The organism is Prevotella sp. oral taxon 306 str. F0472 (genome assembly GCF_000257925.1).
GTDB lineage: Bacteria > Bacteroidota > Bacteroidia > Bacteroidales > Bacteroidaceae > Prevotella > Prevotella vespertina.
This window is the reverse complement of record NZ_AJIN01000072.1, coordinates 11,153-31,516: the sequence shown is the minus strand read 5'-3', so window position 1 is coordinate 31,516 and position 20,364 is coordinate 11,153. Positions and strand designations below refer to the sequence as shown.

At 42.2% G+C, this 20,364-nt stretch carries 19 protein-coding genes; 12 read left to right on the top strand and 7 right to left on the bottom strand.

The window, feature by feature from the left end; genetic code table 11:
• Positions 1-471 precede the first annotated feature (471 nt).
• Both HMPREF9969_RS12055 and HMPREF9969_RS12050 read right to left on the bottom strand, forming a co-directional pair.
• Complete coding sequence (locus HMPREF9969_RS12055) at positions 472-1,320, bottom strand: hypothetical protein (protein WP_009436104.1); 849 nt, start codon at positions 1,318-1,320, stop codon at positions 472-474.
• A gap of 78 nt (positions 1,321-1,398) precedes the next feature.
• The gene (locus HMPREF9969_RS12050; protein ID WP_009436098.1) at positions 1,399-2,349 is read right to left on the bottom strand and encodes an aldose 1-epimerase; all 951 of its coding nucleotides are present in this window, start codon (positions 2,347-2,349) and stop codon (positions 1,399-1,401) included.
• A gap of 220 nt (positions 2,350-2,569) precedes the next feature.
• On the opposite strand from HMPREF9969_RS12050, the gene HMPREF9969_RS12045 reads away from it, so the two are divergent.
• Both HMPREF9969_RS12045 and HMPREF9969_RS12040 read left to right on the top strand, forming a co-directional pair.
• Positions 2,570-3,637 (top strand): bifunctional 3-deoxy-7-phosphoheptulonate synthase/chorismate mutase type II, encoded by a 1,068-nt coding sequence (locus HMPREF9969_RS12045; protein WP_009436112.1) that lies wholly within the window; start codon positions 2,570-2,572, stop codon positions 3,635-3,637.
• Positions 3,638-3,664: 27 nt separating this feature from the next.
• Positions 3,665-4,645 (top strand): endonuclease/exonuclease/phosphatase family protein, encoded by a 981-nt coding sequence (locus HMPREF9969_RS12040; protein WP_009436091.1) that lies wholly within the window; start codon positions 3,665-3,667, stop codon positions 4,643-4,645.
• A gap of 28 nt (positions 4,646-4,673) precedes the next feature.
• On the opposite strand, the gene HMPREF9969_RS12035 is transcribed toward HMPREF9969_RS12040, so the two are convergent.
• From HMPREF9969_RS12035 to HMPREF9969_RS12025, 3 genes are all read right to left on the bottom strand, one after another.
• Positions 4,674-5,456 carry a DUF481 domain-containing protein gene (locus tag HMPREF9969_RS12035; protein ID WP_009436083.1) on the bottom strand — a complete coding sequence of 261 codons (783 nt, stop codon included), beginning with the start codon at positions 5,454-5,456 and terminating at the stop codon, positions 4,674-4,676.
• An 89-nt stretch (positions 5,457-5,545) separates the two neighbouring features.
• Complete coding sequence (locus HMPREF9969_RS12030; RefSeq protein WP_036895807.1) at positions 5,546-5,962, bottom strand: hypothetical protein; 417 nt, start codon at positions 5,960-5,962, stop codon at positions 5,546-5,548.
• 96 nt (positions 5,963-6,058) lie between these two features.
• The gene (locus tag HMPREF9969_RS12025; RefSeq protein ID WP_009436122.1) at positions 6,059-6,925 is read right to left on the bottom strand and encodes a GYF domain-containing protein; all 867 of its coding nucleotides are present in this window, start codon (positions 6,923-6,925) and stop codon (positions 6,059-6,061) included.
• Positions 6,926-7,175: 250 nt separating this feature from the next.
• Here HMPREF9969_RS12025 and HMPREF9969_RS12020 point away from each other — a divergent pair, with 250 nt between their 5' ends.
• The 10 genes from HMPREF9969_RS12020 (at position 7,176) to HMPREF9969_RS11975 (ending at position 16,053) form a co-directional block, all read left to right on the top strand.
• A complete protein-coding gene (locus tag HMPREF9969_RS12020) occupies positions 7,176-7,886 on the top strand; it encodes a DUF421 domain-containing protein (RefSeq protein WP_009436102.1) in 711 nt (236 codons plus the stop codon).
• Positions 7,887-8,496: 610 nt separating this feature from the next.
• Positions 8,497-9,852 (top strand): signal recognition particle protein, encoded by a 1,356-nt coding sequence (ffh, locus tag HMPREF9969_RS12015; RefSeq protein ID WP_009436110.1) that lies wholly within the window; start codon positions 8,497-8,499, stop codon positions 9,850-9,852.
• Positions 9,853-9,886: 34 nt separating this feature from the next.
• Positions 9,887-10,771 carry a bifunctional methylenetetrahydrofolate dehydrogenase/methenyltetrahydrofolate cyclohydrolase FolD gene (gene folD, locus HMPREF9969_RS12010; RefSeq protein ID WP_009436113.1) on the top strand — a complete coding sequence of 295 codons (885 nt, stop codon included), beginning with the start codon at positions 9,887-9,889 and terminating at the stop codon, positions 10,769-10,771.
• Positions 10,771-10,950: a tetratricopeptide repeat protein gene (locus HMPREF9969_RS12005; protein ID WP_004382634.1), complete on the top strand. Its 180-nt coding sequence runs from the start codon at positions 10,771-10,773 to the stop codon at positions 10,948-10,950. Before folD ends, HMPREF9969_RS12005 begins: the two co-directional genes overlap by 1 nt.
• A 12-nt stretch (positions 10,951-10,962) precedes the next feature.
• Complete coding sequence (locus HMPREF9969_RS12000; RefSeq protein WP_004382635.1) at positions 10,963-11,196, top strand: ferredoxin family protein; 234 nt, start codon at positions 10,963-10,965, stop codon at positions 11,194-11,196.
• A gap of 3 nt (positions 11,197-11,199) precedes the next feature.
• Entirely contained in the window at positions 11,200-12,285 is a 1,086-nt protein-coding gene (locus HMPREF9969_RS11995; protein ID WP_009436092.1) for a 3-methyl-2-oxobutanoate dehydrogenase subunit VorB, read from the top strand.
• A gap of 20 nt (positions 12,286-12,305) precedes the next feature.
• The gene (locus HMPREF9969_RS11990; RefSeq protein WP_009436127.1) at positions 12,306-13,073 is read left to right on the top strand and encodes a thiamine pyrophosphate-dependent enzyme; all 768 of its coding nucleotides are present in this window, start codon (positions 12,306-12,308) and stop codon (positions 13,071-13,073) included.
• Positions 13,074-13,102: 29 nt separating this feature from the next.
• A complete protein-coding gene (locus HMPREF9969_RS11985; protein WP_009436094.1) occupies positions 13,103-13,645 on the top strand; it encodes a 2-oxoacid:acceptor oxidoreductase family protein in 543 nt (180 codons plus the stop codon).
• Between the two features lie 308 nt (positions 13,646-13,953).
• On the top strand, positions 13,954-15,102 hold the full coding sequence (locus tag HMPREF9969_RS11980; RefSeq protein ID WP_036895802.1) for an OmpA family protein: 1,149 nt from the start codon (positions 13,954-13,956) through the stop codon (positions 15,100-15,102).
• Between the two features lie 186 nt (positions 15,103-15,288).
• Entirely contained in the window at positions 15,289-16,053 is a 765-nt protein-coding gene (locus HMPREF9969_RS11975) for an acyl-[acyl-carrier-protein] thioesterase (RefSeq protein WP_036895799.1), read from the top strand.
• Here the strand turns inward: HMPREF9969_RS11975 and HMPREF9969_RS11970 are convergent.
• Both HMPREF9969_RS11970 and recJ read right to left on the bottom strand, forming a co-directional pair.
• Positions 16,042-17,940 carry an ATP-dependent DNA helicase RecQ gene (locus HMPREF9969_RS11970; RefSeq protein WP_009436103.1) on the bottom strand — a complete coding sequence of 633 codons (1,899 nt, stop codon included), beginning with the start codon at positions 17,938-17,940 and terminating at the stop codon, positions 16,042-16,044. The two genes, HMPREF9969_RS11975 and HMPREF9969_RS11970, sit on opposite strands and share 12 nt — an antisense overlap.
• Positions 17,941-18,111: 171 nt before the next feature.
• Positions 18,112-19,833 carry a single-stranded-DNA-specific exonuclease RecJ gene (gene recJ, locus HMPREF9969_RS11965; protein ID WP_009436120.1) on the bottom strand — a complete coding sequence of 574 codons (1,722 nt, stop codon included), beginning with the start codon at positions 19,831-19,833 and terminating at the stop codon, positions 18,112-18,114.
• Positions 19,834-20,364 lie beyond the last annotated feature (531 nt).

Genomic DNA, 20,364 nt, shown 5'->3' with positions numbered 1-20,364 from the left:
ATTAAGACCTAACGTTGTTTCCAAATATGCGATTTATAGCAAAGGTATTGTGCCTTTCTTTAATTTATTGATAACCAGCTTATTATGAAAAACATACCTATCAATCTCTTTAAATATTCTAGCTTTTCCACTGAAAAGTACTAGCTTTTGGGTAAAAACGTACCTCCGTTTCACCAAAAACGTACCTCCATTTCACTAAAAACGTACCTCCGTTTCATTAAAAACGTACCTCCGTTTTACTAAAAACGTACCTCCGTTTTATGAAAAAGCAATATACGAACCTGTTTAAAGATATATTTCTTCTTTTTTAAAAGCTATTTCGATAATTCTGTTTGTAAAGTATCTTCTAATGAAGAAGAGCGTTGTGTAACATAGAAATAGGACTTACCATAGCTTATTAATAGCTGATGATAAGTCCTATTGATGCCTATTTACGTGAGTGAAACGTACCTCGATGATAGGAGAAAAGCCCTATCTCACAGGGTAATCATATCTGTTTGTGTTGTAGAAGTTCGTCTGCTGTGATGGAACATGATCGAACTCAACATTGATAGAGATAATGTTTTGATTGTGAGAACCCCATTGATAGCTTACGCCACCACCAATTCTATCCATGAATCGACTAGCCATTGCGCCATAACCAAAGCCCATTGCACCATAACCATAACCAAAGGGACTATAGCCCAACATGCCATATCCGCCCCAAGCTGGGTATCCATAACCTGCGTAACCGAAAGCATTTCCGACATTATTAGAGGTGAATGCCTTCTGAACAAAGGCGTAAGCACTCCAATGCTCATCGAATTGATAGCCGAGAACAGCATTGACTCCGCCAACGAAATAGTTGTTTCCTTGATAAGTCAGATGGTTTACATAGCCACCAACGGCTAGGGTCGCCTTCTTTGAAAGGTTGGTTACATACATCAATGACACATCTTGCGAGAATCCTGCACCATGGTTATATCCATGTCCAAGGTTGGCGAATGCTGATGCACTAAGGTTTATGTTCAATCCTTTATGCAGTCTCCATGGACCTAAGCCATAGCCCCACTCGGGGTAATAGAAACTATTGGGAGTAACCGTCTGACCGCTTTCTGTAATGACAGGGAGGTTATTGTCTATTTGAGATTGCTGTTCACGATCCTCTGCCATACGCCTAGCATATTCCTTCTCAGCCTCAGTTGCTTCCCTTGGTCCTTTCAGGCGCGATGACTCAATAGGCTTCACAACCGATGTATCAACGTTGTGCTGCCCCGCTATTGTTTGCGCTTGCAATGGCAGGCACAAGATAGCTGTTATTATGAAAGCATATTTCTTCATTTGCTTGCAAATATAAATAATCGTCTATCAACAGCCAAGTATTTTAAAAGTTATTAGTGTTTTTTCAAGTTGTTGGTACTACTTAGTTTTCATGATGAGCGGTGGATCTGTTGTAAAGAGAAATACGGTTGCACCATGGAAAACCTGTCCTGGCTGTAAGCTATTGTCTACTTTCTCCATACCACTATTGTATCCAGCATGCAAGGGTTGTAGTGTTATGCCGCTACTTTGTGCCCCATGCGTATTGATGAGTAGGGTAGGTTCACTGGAGTAGATGGTCATTGCGCGCCCACTTTGTGCATCGAAAAGGATAGCGGTAGGCTTTTGCATATTGTCAGGATGGCGCAGTTGGAAAGCATGATAATAGCCATTGATGGTTGCTTTTATTCGTTCTCCAATCTCTCTTGGTTGGGTAAAGTCGAATGGGGTAAGGCGTGTTTTCTGTAGTTCATTAGTGGGGAATTGCTCCTTATCCAACTTATTTGTATAGTGCGTATCTAGCCACAGATGTTGTTTAAGGATAGATCGGTGCATGTCACCAGATAGATTGAAACAAATTCCATTGGTTACTTGCAATGTTGTTGGAGCAGTCGTCGTGATACGATAATCAATGTCGAGTGCATTCTGATCGGATAGCGTATAGGTAACAGTTGCATTCAATTTACCATTGAGATTGTTCTCTCCTTCAATCGTAATATAGCGTAGGGAGACCGATTGGTTATCCGAGCTAACAACCTCCCAAACCTTTGATGAGAGTGTTTCTGTATGCTCCTTACCGATGTAGATAAGCGTTGCCCCTAATGTAGAGTCTTGCTTGTAGGCTTCCAGCTGATTGTACCCTTTGACCACAGGCTCCAATCGTCCGTTCCAGTTATGGGCTGTCAACGAAACAAGCCGCGCTCCGTAATTACTCACAATAGCTTCCATACCATTGCTGTTAGTGAGCTTGACAAGTCTTGCTTCCTGTGCATTTATGTTCATAACAAGGCTCAATAAAACCATTGTTATTAGTGCATGTATCTGCTTCATAATGTATCCTTTCTGTATATTGCAAAGTTAGTAAAAAACTTTAGAAATGCTTGTGTGGTAGAAATAAATGTTATACTTTCGTATCCAAATACAACTATTTTAGAATTAAAGAAGAAGTCTTCTGTTTCTTTCCGTTGCTTTTATCTTCTACAGCCTATGTGAGTTTATAAGATAAAAGAATGTCAGGAAAGAGCAAAGAGATAGCAAAAGATATAGGATTATGGAGTTAGAATTAGAACCCTTATGCCTTCCTTGTGATAAGAAACGCCCCATTGTCATAGCAGGACCATGCTCCGCCGAAACCGAAGAGCAGGTGATGAATACGGCACGTATGCTGGCAGATAAAGGATGTCACATCTTTCGTGCAGGCGTATGGAAGCCACGTACCAAGCCAGGAGGATTCGAAGGAAATGGAGAGAAAGCCTTACCCTGGTTGAAAGAAGTCAAGGAAGAGACTGGGATGATGATATCTACAGAGGTGGCGACCCCTGATCATGTCGAATTAGCAATGCGGTATGATATGGACGTACTATGGGTTGGCGCACGTACATCGGCTAATCCTTTTGCAATGCAGGCATTGGCAGACTCGATGCAAGGACTTCAAATACCAGTATTAGTGAAGAATCCTGTCAATCCTGATTTAGAACTATGGATTGGTGGCTTACAACGGTTGAATCAAGCAGGGATAAAGCGTCTGGGTGTAATCCATAGAGGTTTCTCTAGCTATGACAAGAAGATATATCGCAACCTACCGATGTGGCAAATCCCTATTGAATTGCGCCGTCGTATTCCTGGATTACCCATTATTTGTGACCCTAGTCATATTGGTGGACGCCGTGACTTGATAGCTCCTCTTTGTCAGCAAGCAATGGATTTAGGCTTTGATGGACTCATCGTAGAGAGCCATTGTAACCCGAAAGAGGCATGGAGTGACGCTAAGCAGCAGGTAACTCCTGATATTCTGGATTATATTCTGTCGTTACTTGTGATACGTGATGACACCTTCACGACTGAAGATATCCGTTCGTTACGTGCACAGATAGATGAGTTAGACAACTCATTGATGGAACTCCTTGCGAAGCGTTTCCGCTTATGTAGGGAGATTGGAACCTTTAAGAAGGAACATAACATGACTATCTTACAGACGAGGAGATATAATGAGATACTCGAGAAACGTGGTACGCAAGCAGGATTATGTGGTATGAATCCAAAGTTTGCAGCACATATCTTCGAGCTTATCCATGAGGAGAGTGTACGACAGCAGTTGGCTATTGTGACGCAATCTTAAGCCTCTCTCTTCCTAAAAATATCATCTATGACACGCTTATTGTTAACCTTTCTTCTGAGTCTTATGACCCTATACTCTGTCGCACAAAACCGATTGACTATTGTGGAGCTAAATGCTGAGAATCTCTTTGATGCACGGCATGATACGTTGAAGAATGATTATGAGTTCTTACCCACTTCACCACGTCATTGGACTCGAACAAAGTATTGGGAGAAGTTGAATAGGACGGGGCAGACCATCATTTCCTGCGGTGAAGATAGCAAGGGATGGCAATTACCTGACCTTGTGGGATTATGTGAAGTGGAGAATGACAGCGTGCTTTTTGATCTTACGAAACGCTCTTTATTGCGCAATGCACGCTATGAATACGTTATGACGTCATCGCTTGATATACGTGGTATAGATGTGGCTTTGCTCTATTCTCCCTTCTCTTTCCGCTTGTTGAAAGCCGATACTATCAGGGTTAGCTTGATAGCAGATATGCGACCAACACGTGACATACTCCATGTAGAAGGAGCTATTGCTAATGGTGATACCTTACATGTTCTATTGCTTCATGCACCGAGTAGAACAGGTGGAGAGATATACTCAAGACCTTTCCGAAAACACGTGATGATGCAAGTGAGTAATGTGGTTGATTCTATTCAGAAATACCAAGTTCATGCAAAGATAATCGTGATGGGCGACTTCAATGACTATGCTGATAGTCCTTCATTAAAGCCTTTGTACGAATGCGGTTTGTTGAATGTCTCGGCACAAGCAAAGGGAAAGAATGGTGCAGAAGGCACCTATCGTTATCATGGAGAGTGGGGTAGTTTGGATCAGATTCTCATAAGTGATAACCTCCGTCCTTATGTGCTTTCATGCTATGTCAATGATGCTCCTTTCCTTCTGGAAGAAGATATGAAGTACGGCGGAGTAAAGCCTCGCCGCCATTATAATGGGATGCGTTATAACAACGGCTTCAGCGATCATCTGCCCTTAGTATTACGGCTGTCTATTCCCTAAGAAAAGGAGTGAAAGGAAAGAACTGCCGTTAGAAGTTAATTGCAAGTCCTGCTTCAACAGATGTATATGACTTCCTTATAGGTACAATAGGAGCCGTGTCATAGATGAGACGATAAGCACCATTAATCCCAATGGCTGGTGTTATCTTATATAGAAGATCTACGGCACCACCGAATCGAGCTTTCTTGAAGTAGCTATCAGGTTTTCCTTGATGGATAGCAGTAGCTGTTAATGACCAATGGTCACTGATGTGATGCTGGAAACTCAAGGCTAGATGCGTCTTAATGCTACGGCTACAAGCGTAGAGCGTAGGAGCAGATGCGGTTGGTTCTTTCCACTTCTCGAACTCATAGAACACACCCGCAGCAGCAAACATAAGGAATCTCTCCTTATTCACGAGTCGATAACGTGATTGCAAACCCGTAGATACCTTAAACTCTAAGCCTCTACTCCCTGCCCATTGCGATTCGGCATAAGGATAGACTTCAAAGGCATGGCTCAATAAATAGCGATACTCCATGTGTACGTGTCCGCCGCTTACCGTCACCTGTTTACCATAGGTTGAGAACTCTAGTTTATTGATTAAGTTGATAACACGCTTGTGCTTGATTAATAGATTGAGATTGGCAGTATTCTTAACAGTGAGTATATTCTGTTGTTCGGTCTTGAAGTCTACTACTGGTAAGAGAGATCCTTGTATAGTCTTCGTACTATCAATGCTTAGGGTGAGATTCTCTGTGAATAACATCTGAGCATACGATGGGATAGAGAGTAACAAAGCCAATAGAACTAGTGTAAGAGTTTTCTTCATGTGCGTTGATGAGTTCCTAATGATGATATGTAAGATAAAAAATAAGGGACGTACAAATGTTAGTGTGCGTCCCTGTTTATTAGTTGCTATTACTTATCAGAAATCTTAAGTGTCTTATTCAACTTGTCAATTTTGGACTGAAGTTTAGCTATCTTCTTACCCATCTTATCCAATTTTTTCTTACTCTTAGCCAACTTCTTATTTATGGCTTTTGCCTCTTTCAATTTTTTGATAGTGTCCTTTGCATCCTTTACTGTGCTAGAAGGGCTTGTTGCAGTGAAGTCGGTTGTTGCTATGTTAGCGTCAGCGTTAGCATTAGCAGCCTTCTCCGTTAACTCATTATAGTCGACTTTCTCTTTCTCGTAATCAAGCTGCGCCTTATTTAACTTAGTGGTCAGTTCGAGTAGCTTCTGCTGTTCTTTTAGGTTCTTTACTACTGTTGCATCTTGTGCGAAAGCGAATGTGGTCATAAGTGCCATAGCACCCATTAATAATAATTTTCTCATACTTCTTTCTTATAAATTAGTCTTACAATAAATAAATACTATCCTTTTCTATGTTCGTCTTAGCCTTTGCTTTTAGGCTCGTCTTTGTATGTTCCGTTATAGAATTGAGTCTGTCGACTGTTGTATTTGCCTTTTAATATCAGCCTTGCTATTGCCTAAGCCAATATTATCTAATAATCCGTTCAAAGCCCCACCAACTAAGTCTTCAATGGTAGAGGTGGCAGGCTCTACAATATTATCTTGTATCATCTTCTGCGCCTTTTGCCTTATTTGCTCTTTGAGGTTCACTTCCGAGTTCTTATAATATTGCCTTGCAGCTTCCTGCAAGTCATCTTCGTCAATCGTAAAGATATGCCCTAAGAGCCCTACTGATACGGTGTGATTTTGTCCTGCATAATGCACCTTGCCTGTAGAGTATATAATGTGATTATCCACGGTAACGAGGTTGTCTACAGCAGATCTTATCACTTTCCCAGCAAAGGCATTGCTGATAGAACGGAAAGCGTTATCGACGAGTTCATTGCCCGTTGTGTTGGTCGTATCATTTACAGCGTCGTTCACCGTATTGGTAATGACGTCAGACAATACATCCTTGTGCTGTTCAGGCTTTGGGCATGTGAGAATCAGCACGATGATGAAAGCCACCAAGACTATCAATGTGCCTAACAAACATCCCGTATGGCTCTTCTTTTGAATAACTACCGTCTGTGGGGCTGCTGCCTGTTGAGTTGCAGGTTCAACGGGCGTAGCTTCAACGTAAGGTAAATCTTGCGCCGTTGTCTCGTCGTCAATAGGATCTTTCCCTTCCAAAATTGGGCGTAACTCCTCAATTTGCCATGCTGGAATCCATTGCTGCGTATCGGTAGGCATGACGAGAGTAGTTGCTATAATCTTCCTCTGACTTAACTCTTTGAGGCTGTAAGGTCCCTGCTTTTCGTTATCAATTTCTATGTAATATTCCATTTGTTTACCTTTATTATATAGTTGAGATATGTGGCGTATAAAAATTATATGTTATCGTTTACGCCTTATTCTCATAATTGTGTGCGAAATTAGACATAAATTCTGATATGACAAAGAAACATCATCTATTTTACCTATCACTTACCTGTTTTTTTTGATTTAAGGCTCATTCCTACTTGAGTAGTCATGGAAAAGATGTATATTTGTACTATCAAACGAAAGAAGATAACCCTATAATTCATAATAAAAAATGATGGAATTAATCCAGCCCTATGTGGGCATTGCGGTAAAGCTAATCGTTGGTATGATTGGCATTCTAACCTTTTTGCGCATTACGGGTAAGGTGCAAATGGGTCAGTTGACTCCCCTTGACACGGTAAGTGCATTCGTTATTGGTGCGTTAGTCGGTGGTGTATTGTACAATCCAGATATGACCATCTGGCATCTCATCTTCGCCCTAGCTGTATGGACAGGCTTTAATATGCTTGTTCGTTTCGCCATGCACTCTGCCTATTTGCGCCATCTTATCAAAGGCGAGAGCGTCTTCTTGGTGAAAGACGGCGTTATCAACTTTAAGAACTTCAAGCGTAATAGTCTTGAGATGGAGCAGTTCCGCCTCATGCTAAGGCAGAAAGGTATCTTCTCCATGTTCGATGTAGAGGATGTACTGTTTGAAGCTAACGGCTCTGTAACGGTTCTCTCACCTGGTCAGACGACCTATTCCGTATTGTTGGTGAATAATGGAGAGATTGTGGAAAGCAGCCTAGCACAGTTTAACCACACACAGGAATGGGTGATGAAAGCTATCAAACGCAATGGATTCCGTGGACCTTCTGAGCTGTTCTGTATGGAGTGGACACCTCGAAGAGGGTTCTATTTCGTAACCTTCAACGGGGATGTGAAGCGTGGTAAAGCGGAGTTCGACTCTGAAAGCATAGACCCTGATAACGCACAGGTGTAAGTCCAATCAAGTGCCTCCAAGCCTTCTAAAAAAGGTAGGAGAGTTGACAAAGACTAGTTAGAACATAATAGTACAATTCAATAGTGGCGTTTCCTTGTATGAACGAGAGGCTCTTCTCGCAACGAGGAAACGCCCCTTTCGTATATAGAAGAGCGTTCGTTCCTATTATTTGCTGTTATTCCTTGCATTTATGAGCGGGTTTTAGTCTCTGATATGTAGCGATAAATTGACACATACGAGTCAGCGCAATGACACGTATGTGTTATGCCACTTGACACATACGTGTTATTTCGTTCACACATACGTGTCAATTTCGTCCATGATATAAGGCGATGAAATGGGATCTATTTCATCACCTTTTTTATATATATTACGCCCAGAATGTATTACATACCACTAACGTTGTATTTAGCCTAAGTAACCTTACAGCTGTCAAACATATTCCAGCTCGATTGCAGATATATTTCTGCACAAAGCCTATTTATGTGCGCATGAAAGTGTAACAAGTGTTTTAAAATATTTTAAAATACTACTCACTGGCTTGCTGTTTTATGTCTCTTTTTGCTATCTTTGTATGATAGAAATAGAATAATAAGTACACTTTAAAGCAATGTTTGAGAATTTAAGTGATCGTCTAGAACGCTCCTTTAAGATCCTTAAAGGTGAGGGAAAGATAACGGAGATCAATGTAGCGGAGACCCTAAAGGATGTTCGTAGAGCATTACTCGACGCCGATGTCAACTATAAGGTAGCTAAGTCATTTACCGATACAGTAAAGCAAAAGGCGCTTGGTATGAACGTGCTTACAGCCGTTAAACCAGGTCAGTTGATGGTGAAGATAGTGCATGATGAGTTAGCAGAACTCATGGGTGGCGAGTCAGTAGGGCTAAATCTTACAAGCCGTCCAGCCATTATCTTAATGAGTGGTTTGCAGGGTTCTGGTAAGACCACATTCTCTGGTAAGTTAGCAAACATGCTGAAGACAAAGGAACATAAGAACCCTTTGTTGGTTGCTTGTGACGTATATCGCCCTGCAGCTATCGACCAATTAAAGGTTGTTGGCGAACAGGTGGGCGTTCCAGTATATTCAGAGCCAGAGAGCAAGAACGTTAATGAGATAGCTGATCACGCCCTCGCAGAAGCAAAGGCGAAAGGCTATGATGTGGTAATCATCGATACCGCAGGTCGACTGGCAGTCGATGAGGAGATGATGAATGAGATTGAGAGTCTCAAGAATCATGTAAACCCTGATGAAACGCTGTTCGTTGTAGACTCCATGACAGGTCAGGACGCTGTTAACACCGCAAAGGAGTTCAATGATAGATTGGATTTCAACGGCGTTGTCCTAACGAAACTCGATGGTGATACACGTGGTGGTGCTGCTTTGTCAATTCGCACAGTCGTAACCAAGCCAATCAAGTTCATAGGTACTGGCGAGAAGATGGAAGCTATTGATGTGTTCCATCCAGGACGTATGGCAGATCGTATCTTAGGTATGGGTGACGTAGTCTCTTTGGTGGAACGAGCACAAGAGCAGTTCGATGAGGAAGAGGCGAAACGCTTGCAGAAGAAGATACAGAAGAACCAATTCGACTTCAATGACTTCTACAACCAGATACAACAAATAAAGAAGATGGGTAACCTGAAAGACCTCGCTTCGATGATTCCTGGTGTGGGTAAAGCTATCCGCGATGTAGATATAGACGATAATGCCTTCAAGGGTATTGAGGCTATCATACAGAGTATGACACCAAGGGAACGCACGAATCCAGAGGTATTGAATAACTCACGTCGCCAGAGAATAGCGAAGGGTTCAGGTACTAGCTTGCAGGAAGTAAACCGACTCATTAAGCAGTTTGACCAAACGCGTAAGATGATGAAGATGGTTACAGGTTCTAAGATGGCTGGTATGATGAGCAAGATGAAAGGTATGCCTGGTATGCCCTCTATGCCGAAAGGCTTGTGAGAAGAATCATCAACAAACAATAATAATATAAGCTATGGAATATCAGTTAATCGATGGTAAGGCAACCGCAACAGCCATCAAACAGCAGATTGCGGAAGAGGTAAAAGCCATTACAAAGGCAGGTGGAAAACAACCACATTTGGTTGCTATATTAGTAGGGCACGATGGGGGAAGTGAGACTTACGTAAAGAACAAGGTTATTGCTTGTGAGCAGTGTGGCTTTAAGTCTACGCTTATCCGTTACGAGACTGATGTTACCGAGGATGAGTTGTTGGCTTGTGTGGACAAGTTAAATAAGGATGATGACGTTGATGGATTCATTGTGCAACTCCCATTACCAAAGCATATTGATGAGCAGAAGATCATCATGGCTATTGATTATCGCAAAGACGTGGATGGCTTCCATCCAGTTAATGTGGGGCGAATGGCGATCGGTTTACCATGCTTTATATCAGCAACACCATTAGGTATCCTAACACTGTTGCAGCATTACCATATTCCAACTTCTGGTAAGAAGTGCGTTATCTTAGGTAGAAGTAACATCGTTGGGAAGCCTATGGCACAGCTCATGATGCAGAAGCAATATGGAGATGCAACCGTAACAGTTTGCCACTCGCATTCAGCGACATTGAAGAAAGAATGTCAGGAAGCTGATATTATTATTGCAGCTATTGGGCGCCCCGATTTCTTAACAGCCGATATGGTTAAACCAGGTGCTGTAGTTATCGACGTTGGTACGACGCGTGTACCCGATGCAACACGTAAGAGTGGCTATCGCTTGAATGGTGATGTGAAGTTTGATGAGGTAGCTCCGTTATGTTCATTCATCACACCAGTACCAGGAGGCGTTGGTCCGATGACGATTTGTTCTTTAATGAAGAATACACTTGCAGCAGGCAAGAAAGAATATTATAAATGATGACAGCAGAAGAATATCTACAGCTCGGCAATGAGTGTCGGCAACGAGGAGACTGGCAGAATGCCTTAGCCAATTATATGGAGGCTATCGAACTGGATCCTAACTCGCCGGCAGTAGTAGCAAAAGAGATGCTAGAGAATATTCTAAACTTCTATAACAAGGATGCGTATAATCCTTAAAATACAAAAACTATGAGCAAGATGAAAGGTGCCATCGTAGTGAACACTGATCGCTGCAAAGGATGCCAGTTGTGTATCGTTGCATGCCCGAAAGATGTGATTGCCTTGGCTCAGAAACAAGTAAATGTCCACGGATATCCGTTTGTTGAGTCTGCTAAACCAGATGATTGTATCGGTTGTGCAGCTTGTGCAACAGTGTGTCCTGATGGCTGTATTACAGTCTATCGTAAAAAAGTGGAGGGGTAATTTATGGCAGAACAAGAAGTAAAATTGATGAAAGGTAACGAGGCAATCGCCCATGCTGCAATTCGTTGTGGTGCGGACGGATACTTCGGTTATCCTATCACTCCACAGAGTGAAATTATAGAAACACTAGCTGCTTTGAAGCCTTGGGAGACCACGGGAATGGTTGTCCTACAGGCTGAAAGTGAAGTGGCATCCATCAATATGATTTATGGTGGTGCTGGTGCTGGTAAGCGTGTATTGACAAGTTCTTCTTCACCAGGCGTCGCCTTAATGCAAGAGGGTATCAGTTATATGGCAGGTGCAGAGCTCCCAGGTGTATTTGTAAATGTACAGCGTGGTGGTCCTGGGCTTGGAACGATACAGCCAAGTCAGAGTGATTACTTCCAGGCGACACGTGGTGGCGGTAATGGCGATTACAATGTGATTGTATTGGCGCCAAATTCTGTACAGGAGATGGCTGATTTTGTTGACTTGGCTTTCGAGTTAGCATTCAAGTATCGTAACCCTGCAATGATTCTTTCTGACGGTGTGATTGGTCAGATGATGGAGAAGGTTGTTCTCCCACCAATGAAACCTCGTCGTACAGAAGAACAGATTCGTAAAGAGTGCCCGTGGGCTTCTATGGGGCGCACAGCAGGTCGTAAGCCTAATATCATCACCTCTTTGGAGTTAATGCCAGAGGTAATGGAACAAAGAAACTTACATTTGCAGGAGAAGTATCGTCAGATACGTGAGAATGAAGTGCGCTTCGAAACACAGCAATGTGAGGATGCCGATTATGTAATCGTAAGTTTTGGTAGTGCTGCACGTATCGGTGAGAAGGCTGTCGAGCTAGCTCGTGAGCAAGGCTTGAAAGTTGGACTCTTCCGTCCTATCACACTCTGGCCTTTCCCAAGTAAGCAGCTTGTAGATCTTTGCAAAGGCAAGAAAGGAATCTTGGTTAGTGAGATTAACGCTGGTCAGATGGTACAGGATGTTCGTCTTGCGATTGAAGGTGCTTTACCTGTAGAACATTTTGGGCGTTTGGGTGGTATCGTTCCTGATCCAGAAGAGATTGTGAATGCACTCAAAGAAAAGTTAGTAAAGTAAGAGAGGAGGGCGTATATATTATGGCAAATGATATAATTTCACCTGAGAATTTGGTGTATAAGAAGCCGACCTTGATGAATGATACGACAATGCATTATTGTCCTGGATGTTCACATGGTGTGGTTCATAAATTAGTTGCAGAGGTAATCGAAGAGATGGGGATGACCGATAAGGCTATTGGTGTATGCCCTGTTGGTTGCGCTGTATTTGCTTATCGCTATCTTGATATTGATTGGCAGGAAGCGCCTCATGGTCGTGCTCCAGCTGTAGCAACTGGTATTAAGCGTGTATGGCCTGACCGTCTAGTGTTCACTTATCAGGGTGATGGTGACTTGGCATGTATCGGTACTGCTGAGACAATTCATGCGTTGAATCGTGGTGAGAATATTCCAATCATCTTCATCAATAATGCTATTTATGGTATGACTGGTGGTCAGATGGCACCAACAACATTGATGGGGCAGAAAACAGCAACTTGTCCTTATGGTCGTGAACCAGAACTACATGGTTACAACTTAAATATCACCGAACTTGCTAGTCATTTGAAGGGAACTTGTTATGTAACTCGTCAGAGTGTAGATACTGTTGCCTCTATTAACAAGGCAAAGCGTGCTATTCGCAAAGCTTTCGAGGCAAGTATGCAAGGGAAAGGTAGTTCCTTGATAGAGATTGTTGCAACATGTAACAGTGGTTGGAAACTCTCTCCAGTAAAGGCGAATGAGTGGATGCGTGAGAATATGTTCCCTGAATATGAGAAGGGCGATCTAAAAGATACAACCAATCTTTAGTCTTTCTCTATATATAATAAAGGTGTAATATGAAAAAAGAGATAATTATTAGTGGCTTTGGTGGACAAGGTGTACTCTCTATGGGTAAGATTCTTGCTTACTCAGGGCTAATGGAAGATAAAGAGATAACATGGATGCCTGCTTATGGTCCAGAGCAGCGTGGTGGTACAGCTAATGTGACTGTTATCATCAGTGATGAGCGCATATCTTCGCCTATCTTAAGTAAGTACGATGTTGCTATTGTTCTAAATCAGCCTTCATTAGATAAGTTCGAACCAAAGGTAAAGCCGGGTGGTATCCTTATATATGATGGTTATGGTGTCATGAATCCACCAGCTCGTAAGGATATCATAGTTTATCGAATCAATGCGATGGATAAGGCTGCTGAGATGAAGAATGCCAAAGTCTTCAATATGATAGTCCTAGGCGGATTGCTTAAGGTTTGTCCTGTTGTAAGTACTGACGGCTTGAAGAAAGCACTCTATAAGAGTCTGCCAGAACGTCATCATAACTTAATTCCATTGAATATGCAAGCTGTGGAAGAAGGTATGAAGATAATCGTTCAGCAGTAAAATGATATACAAAGCAACCTGATTTTTTATAACTCTCTAATTTGTTTAAGGGGCTCCAGCAGTGATGCTATGGGCTCCTTAATCTATTTATAAAAGATAGTGTTCATTTAAGCACACCTTATTAAGTTTTTCGTATATTAGATTGTTCTATTATTCCACTAATATAGTTTAATTTGTTCACTATACCCCTATTATAGTAAACTTTTTATGGAAAAGATTTGGCTGTTTCATTATTTTTTTATTACTTTGCAGCCGATTAAAGTGTTGATACTGTATAATTTATAAATATTAATTAATTCAGAGAGACAATGAAAAAGTTAGTTTTGATGTTAGCTGCTGCGTCTATGGCAGCTTCAGTTTCTGCTCAGACTGTAGCAGAGAGCAAGGCTTTTGACAACGTTTACGTTGGTATTAATGGTGGTGTTGCTACTAAGACTACTGGCCACAAGTGGTTGAGCGACCTCGATCCAAATGCTGGTCTTCGTATTGGTCGTTACTTCACTCCAGTCTTTGGTTTGGCAGTTGAAGGTAATGCTTACTTCTCAAACAAGCCTTGGCACTCAACAGGTACAGCAGTTCGCGCTACAAACGTTAGTTTACTCGGTACTGTAAACTTGAGCAACCTCTTCGGTGGTTACAAGGGTGAGCCTCGTGCATTTGAGGTTAGCGCACTCTATGGTCTTGGTTGGATGCACGTATTTACAAACGACAAGGCTGTTAAGGCTGCTACTGAGAATCAGCGTAATCGTATGACTTCTAAGGCTGCTCTTGACTTCGCTTTCAACTTCGGTTCAGCAAAGCAGTTCCAGTTCTATGTAGAGCCTTCTATCAACTTCGCATTCTTGGGTCAGTCAAAGAACAAGGAAGTGGTTGCAACTGGTAATGCTTTGAATCCAGTAGTTTTAGCTGATCATCAGGAGTATGGTTACAAGGCAGCTTCACAGGCAGGTCAGCCAGCTTACAACATCAACAACTCATTCGTTCAGTTGAATGCTGGTCTTGTTTACAAGTTCAAGAATTCTAACGGCACACACAACTTCACAATCGTTGTTCCACGTGATCAGGCTGAGATCGATGCATTGAACGCACAAATCAATGAGCTTCGCAACCGTAAGCCAGAGGTTATCACTAAGGAGGTTGTTAAGGAGGTTCCTGCTGTTAAGGTTAAGGAGTTCACTGTATCTGACCTCGTATTCGTAACATTCGCTCAGGGTAAGTCTGCTCTTACAAACGACGCTAAGGCTGCTCTTAACAACGTTAAGGAGGGTGTTCACGTTCAGGTTGTTGGTACAGCTTCTCCAGAGGGTTCTAAGGAACTTAACGATCGTCTCTCACAGGCTCGTGCTGACGTAGTTGCTAACTACCTCAAGGGTCGTGGCGTTATCGTTGACGAGGCAACTGGTAAGGGTGTACAGGGTGTAACTTCTAACCGTTTGGCTGTTGTTTACGTAAAGTAATCAGTCATACAAATTAAGAAGTTAAACCTTCTATAAAGTAATATGGGATGTACCTCAAGGGGTGCATCCCTTTTTCTTATTCTAGATGAATGGGTTTAAGTTCTGTTGAGTGATTTAGTTGTAGAATGATTGTCCAATAGTTGGGATTGATTCGTATTGCTACATTGTTTATTAAATATGGGAGAGATGGAAAAGTTATCAAAGATAGGGAGATATGAGTTTATGACAGAACCTTTTCATTGCGATTTCTCTAATCATCTATTCATGGGACATTTAGGTAATCACATGCTTAATGCAGCTGATTTTCATAGCAATGAGCGATGTTATGGCATGAATTATCTTAATACTATCAACAAAACATGGGTGTTGAGTCGTCTCGCTATTGAAATGGAGGATATGCCTAAAGCATACGACAAGTTTTATGTTGAGACATGGGTTGATAATGCTATGAAGTATTTTACAAGCCGCAACTTTAAGGTCGTTAGTGAGTCGGGACACATTTATGGATATGGTAAAAGCGTTTGGGCACTCATCGACACGGGTACTCGTGAGCCTTCAGATATTTTTGCTATCCGTGAAGGTCTTATTAATGAATACATAGAGAAAGACTATATTTGTCCGATTAGTAAGTCATCACGTGTGAAGATAACAGATAAGGTTTCACTTATTCGTTCTATTGATACCTATTATAGTGATGTGGATGTGAATGGGCACATCAACTCCGTTAAGTATATTGAACATATATTTGACTTGTGGGATTTAGATTGGTATCGTCAGCATACAATTAAGCGTCTTGAGATTGCATACGTAGCAGAGTCTCATCAAGGAGATCGCTTACATTTCTATCGTGAGCAGCGTGATTCAGACTTAGACTTTAATGTGAGAATAACAAAGAGCAATGAGCTTTGTGAGGAAACAGAGGCTTGTAGGTGCAGGGTGTTATTTGGTTGATAGAATAAGGTAACTCCCATCCATTAATAATTGTTCCTCGTCCATTAGTTCCTTCATAACCTTGGTGACCATATCCCAATCCTCATCAAGCTGTCTAACCTCTGTCACATGATGTCTCTCACCATCAGCTACCATTGCGAGGAGCTTTTCTTTTATCTCCTCTTGTTGGTTGTGATCATCGTGATGAGAATGAGAGAGACATACATCACACTGTTCACAATCTACTGATTTCTTCTCTCCGAAATAATAGAGCAGCTGTCTACTCCTACAAACCCTATTGTTCTGTGCATAGTTAATAACAGAATTAATGCTCTTCTGGAATTGCTCCTTCCGCTCTTCGTAAACACTTTTATCCAGTATGACGTCGCTACCATCAACACGATCTCTCTTATAGCTAATGAGCGGAATACTCTTACGAGGAATGAAATCTATGATGCGTTTCTTACTTAGATTTATAAGCACCATATAAGTTTGATTGCGGTCAAGACCAGCCTCTTGCGCTATGTAACTCTCATCGACATAACCATAGTCAGTGAATAATCCACCATAGTTCCTAAGTAGAGATATGACGACATCATTCTCTTTCTCGCTTAATGAATCAAGTCGATAAAGGTCATCACGTCTTAGCAAGAACCGTACACGTGCATTATTATCTGGGTTCGGTTCGTAGTCAATATATCCAGCTCGTTGTAATAGAATCAACGCAGCGTTGGCTCGGATAGGGAAGTGTTTAAATGTTGCACAGAACTTATCAATAGGGAACTCAAACGTACAGCCTTCACCGCTATTCACGCCTATTTGATAGAAATAAGCTAAGTGCTCGTAAACCTGTTGTACATATTCTTTAGGGGGGAACGTGTCTTCGACTCTCTTTTGTAGCGTTCGATTGTCATGCCCATTATAGAGTAAAACCGCATAAGCCTTCTGCCCATCACGCCCTGCGCGTCCCGCTTCTTGGAAATAAGCCTCGAGCGAACTAGGGCAATCCATGTGTATCACCACGCGCACGTCGGCTTTGTCAATTCCCATACCAAAGGCATTTGTTGCAACTATAACACGCACCTTGTCATGTTGCCATTCACTTTGACGTTGATCCTTCACGGCTGGCTCCAGTCCTGCATGATACCATGTTGCGGATATACCATACTGCATAAGCAGTTGCGCAATCTCTTTCGTTCTCTTCCTACTACGACAGTAAACAATAGCCGTCTTTGGTATTGATTGAAGGATATGAACCATCTCAGCCTCTTTATCTTCCGCCTGTCTGACAACATACACAAGATTCTTTCGTTCGAAGCTCATACGGAAGACATTCTTCTCTGTGAAACCGAGTCGTTCCTGTATATCGTCAATAACGTCAGGTGTAGCAGTGGCAGTTAACGCAAGGATAGGTACGTTGGGTACGAGCTTTCGTATTACCGCTATCTGCAAATAGGATGGGCGGAAGTCGTAACCCCATTGACTAATGCAATGAGCCTCATCAACCGTGATGAAACTCACTTTCATGTGTTTTAGTTTGATTTGGAAGAGATCGGAACTAATGCGCTCGGGCGAGATGTACAATAACTTAACGCCACCAAAGATACAATTCTCCAATGTTGTTACAATTGCATCTCTACTCATCCCAGAGTAGATAGCTGCTGCAGCTATTCCTTTGTGTCGAAGGTGCTCCACTTGGTCTTTCATCAATGCGATAAGCGGGGTAATGACAATACACACGCCATCTTGGGCTAATGCTGGTACTTGGAAGGTTAGTGATTTACCTCCTCCTGTTGGCATTAGTCCTAAGGTATCCTTCCCCGCACCGATACTTTCGATAATTTCTCTTTGAATACCACGAAAGTCGGGATACCCCCAGTACTTATGAAGAATGTCAAGATAGGACATTGGACTTGCTACTTTGAGCTTTGATGTTTGACCTTTAGTGTTTAGACTTTGACCTAGAAGCTAGGAACTTTAAACTTGGGCGTTTGATCTTTGACCTTTGGGCTTTGAAGGTAGGAAGGGGCTATTCAGCCTAAATCTTACTTATGACCACCCTACATTCGTCAACGATTATTACTCCTCTGTAGGTCTTATATCCTCAATCTGCAGCTGCACAGCTCCACGTTTGAAGACATTGTCCTCGATGGTATAAGCAATATCAAACGAACGCTTGGATTTGATGTATCGTGCCGACGCACTCTGTCCGAAAGCAATACCATTCATAACATTGTTTGATTTCGAATCAACGAGTTCCAGCTTGATATGCTCTTGCTCACGTCCAACGACTTTACTTGTTCCGAAATCGTACACATCCAACGTACAGAAGATAGGTTTAGGATTTGCAGGCCCGAAAGGTGCGAATCGCTTCAAGTCACTATGCAGTTTCTTCGTAATATCTTTGAAGTCTATGACGGCATCAATGTCTAGTATGGCTTCTCGCTGTTCTGGTTCGATATGTTCCTCTACGTATGCTTGGAACCGCTTACGGAACTCCTTAACGTCCGACCACTTCATCGTTAAGCCAGCCGCATAAGTATGTCCACCGAAGTTTAGAAGTAAATCACGGCAACTCTTGATAGCCGCATAGACATCAAAACCAGCTACGCTACGGGCAGAACCAGTAGCAAGATTCTCGTCACGGGTCAGTACAACTGTCGGGCGGAAATATATCTCAGTGAGGCGGGAGGCAACAATACCGATGACGCCTTTCTTCCAGTGTTCGTCATACAGTACGATACTGGATTGGTGCTTCTGACTCTCTAGGCGCGCCACAATCTGGTTCGCCTCTTCCGTCATCTGCCTATCGACGTCCTTGCGTTGTTCGTTATATTCATCGATATGTTTTGCCTGATTGAGCGCTAGGCTATACTCGCGTTCAACTAATAGATCCACACTCTTCTTACCATTCTCCATTCTTCCGCTGGCATTAATGCGCGGTCCTATTTTGAAGATAATATCACTCATGGATAGTTCTCGCCCATTCAGCCCACAGATGTCAATAATCGCTTTAAGTCCTAAGCTAGGATTCTGGTTGAGCTGTTTCAATCCGTGGAAGGCAAGAATACGATTCTCGTCAATTACTGGCACAAGGTCGGCGGCTATACTAACGGCACAGAAGTCGAGTAGGGGAACGAGACGTGAGAACGGAATATTATTATTCTTAGCAAAGGCTTGCATGAACTTGAAGCCCACACCACAGCCACATAGACTCTTAAAAGGATAAGAGTCATCTGGTCTTTTGGGGTTTAATATCGCCACTGCGGGCGGCATAGTCTCGTCAGGCACATGATGATCACAGATGATGAAATCAATTCCTCGCTGCTTAGCATAGGTAATCTCTTCTATGGCTTTAATACCGCAATCGAGGATGATAATAAGTTTCACACCCGTTTCAGCGGCATAATCAATTCCCTTCTTACTCACCCCATAACCCTCATCATATCGGTCGGGGATATAGTAATCAATGTTAGAATAAAACTGTCGTAAGAATTTATAGACCAGCGCAACAGCTGTACACCCATCTACGTCGTAATCTCCGTAAACAAGGATACGCTCCTTATGCCCCATTGCGTCGTTCAACCTGTCAACGGCGGCATCCATATCTTTCATTAAGAAGGGGTTGATGAGGTCGGCCAGCTGTGGTCGGAAGAATCTCTTCGCAGCACTCTCCGTCGTTATCCCGCGGCGTATGAGCAGAGATGCAAGTGTAGGGCTCATGCCTAACTTATCACCTAATTCCTTAGCAGCATTACTCTGTTCGGTTGTCGGTGGTGTATAGTTCCATTTAAAATGCATCTTAATTTATTTTTATTTCTGCCCGTAAAGGTACAAAAAAAAAGCCAACCGCCGTGATGGCTAAGATGAATATTTGTATTAGACAGGCATAGTAAGTCCCACTTTTGCAGGCGTGGAACGGCTGGTGCGTATCGTCTTTGCGACTCATGAAGTATATGTTTCCGATTCGTTTCCGTTGCTATTTGTATGATTTTATGATAGGTATTTGCAGGTGGAAGGGTAGGGGAATGGTATATTCAAGAACGGCTAAGAATCTTTTTAGTAGCCTTATAAACTACGCTCACTTGCGGTTTCCGTGTCTGTTTTATACGCATCTTGTATTATTTCCGTGCTTATTCTGTATTTGCGGAATACGTATGTTTTCATATTATCTAAGTCTGATAATTAATTATCTAAGCGTGATAATTAATTATCAGACTTAGATAATACTTTATCACGCTTAGATAATACGATTATATACGTATCAAAACAATGCAGAACACTTGAGAAAAGAAAGCGAATACGGGGAAAATGAAATGCAATACGTATACA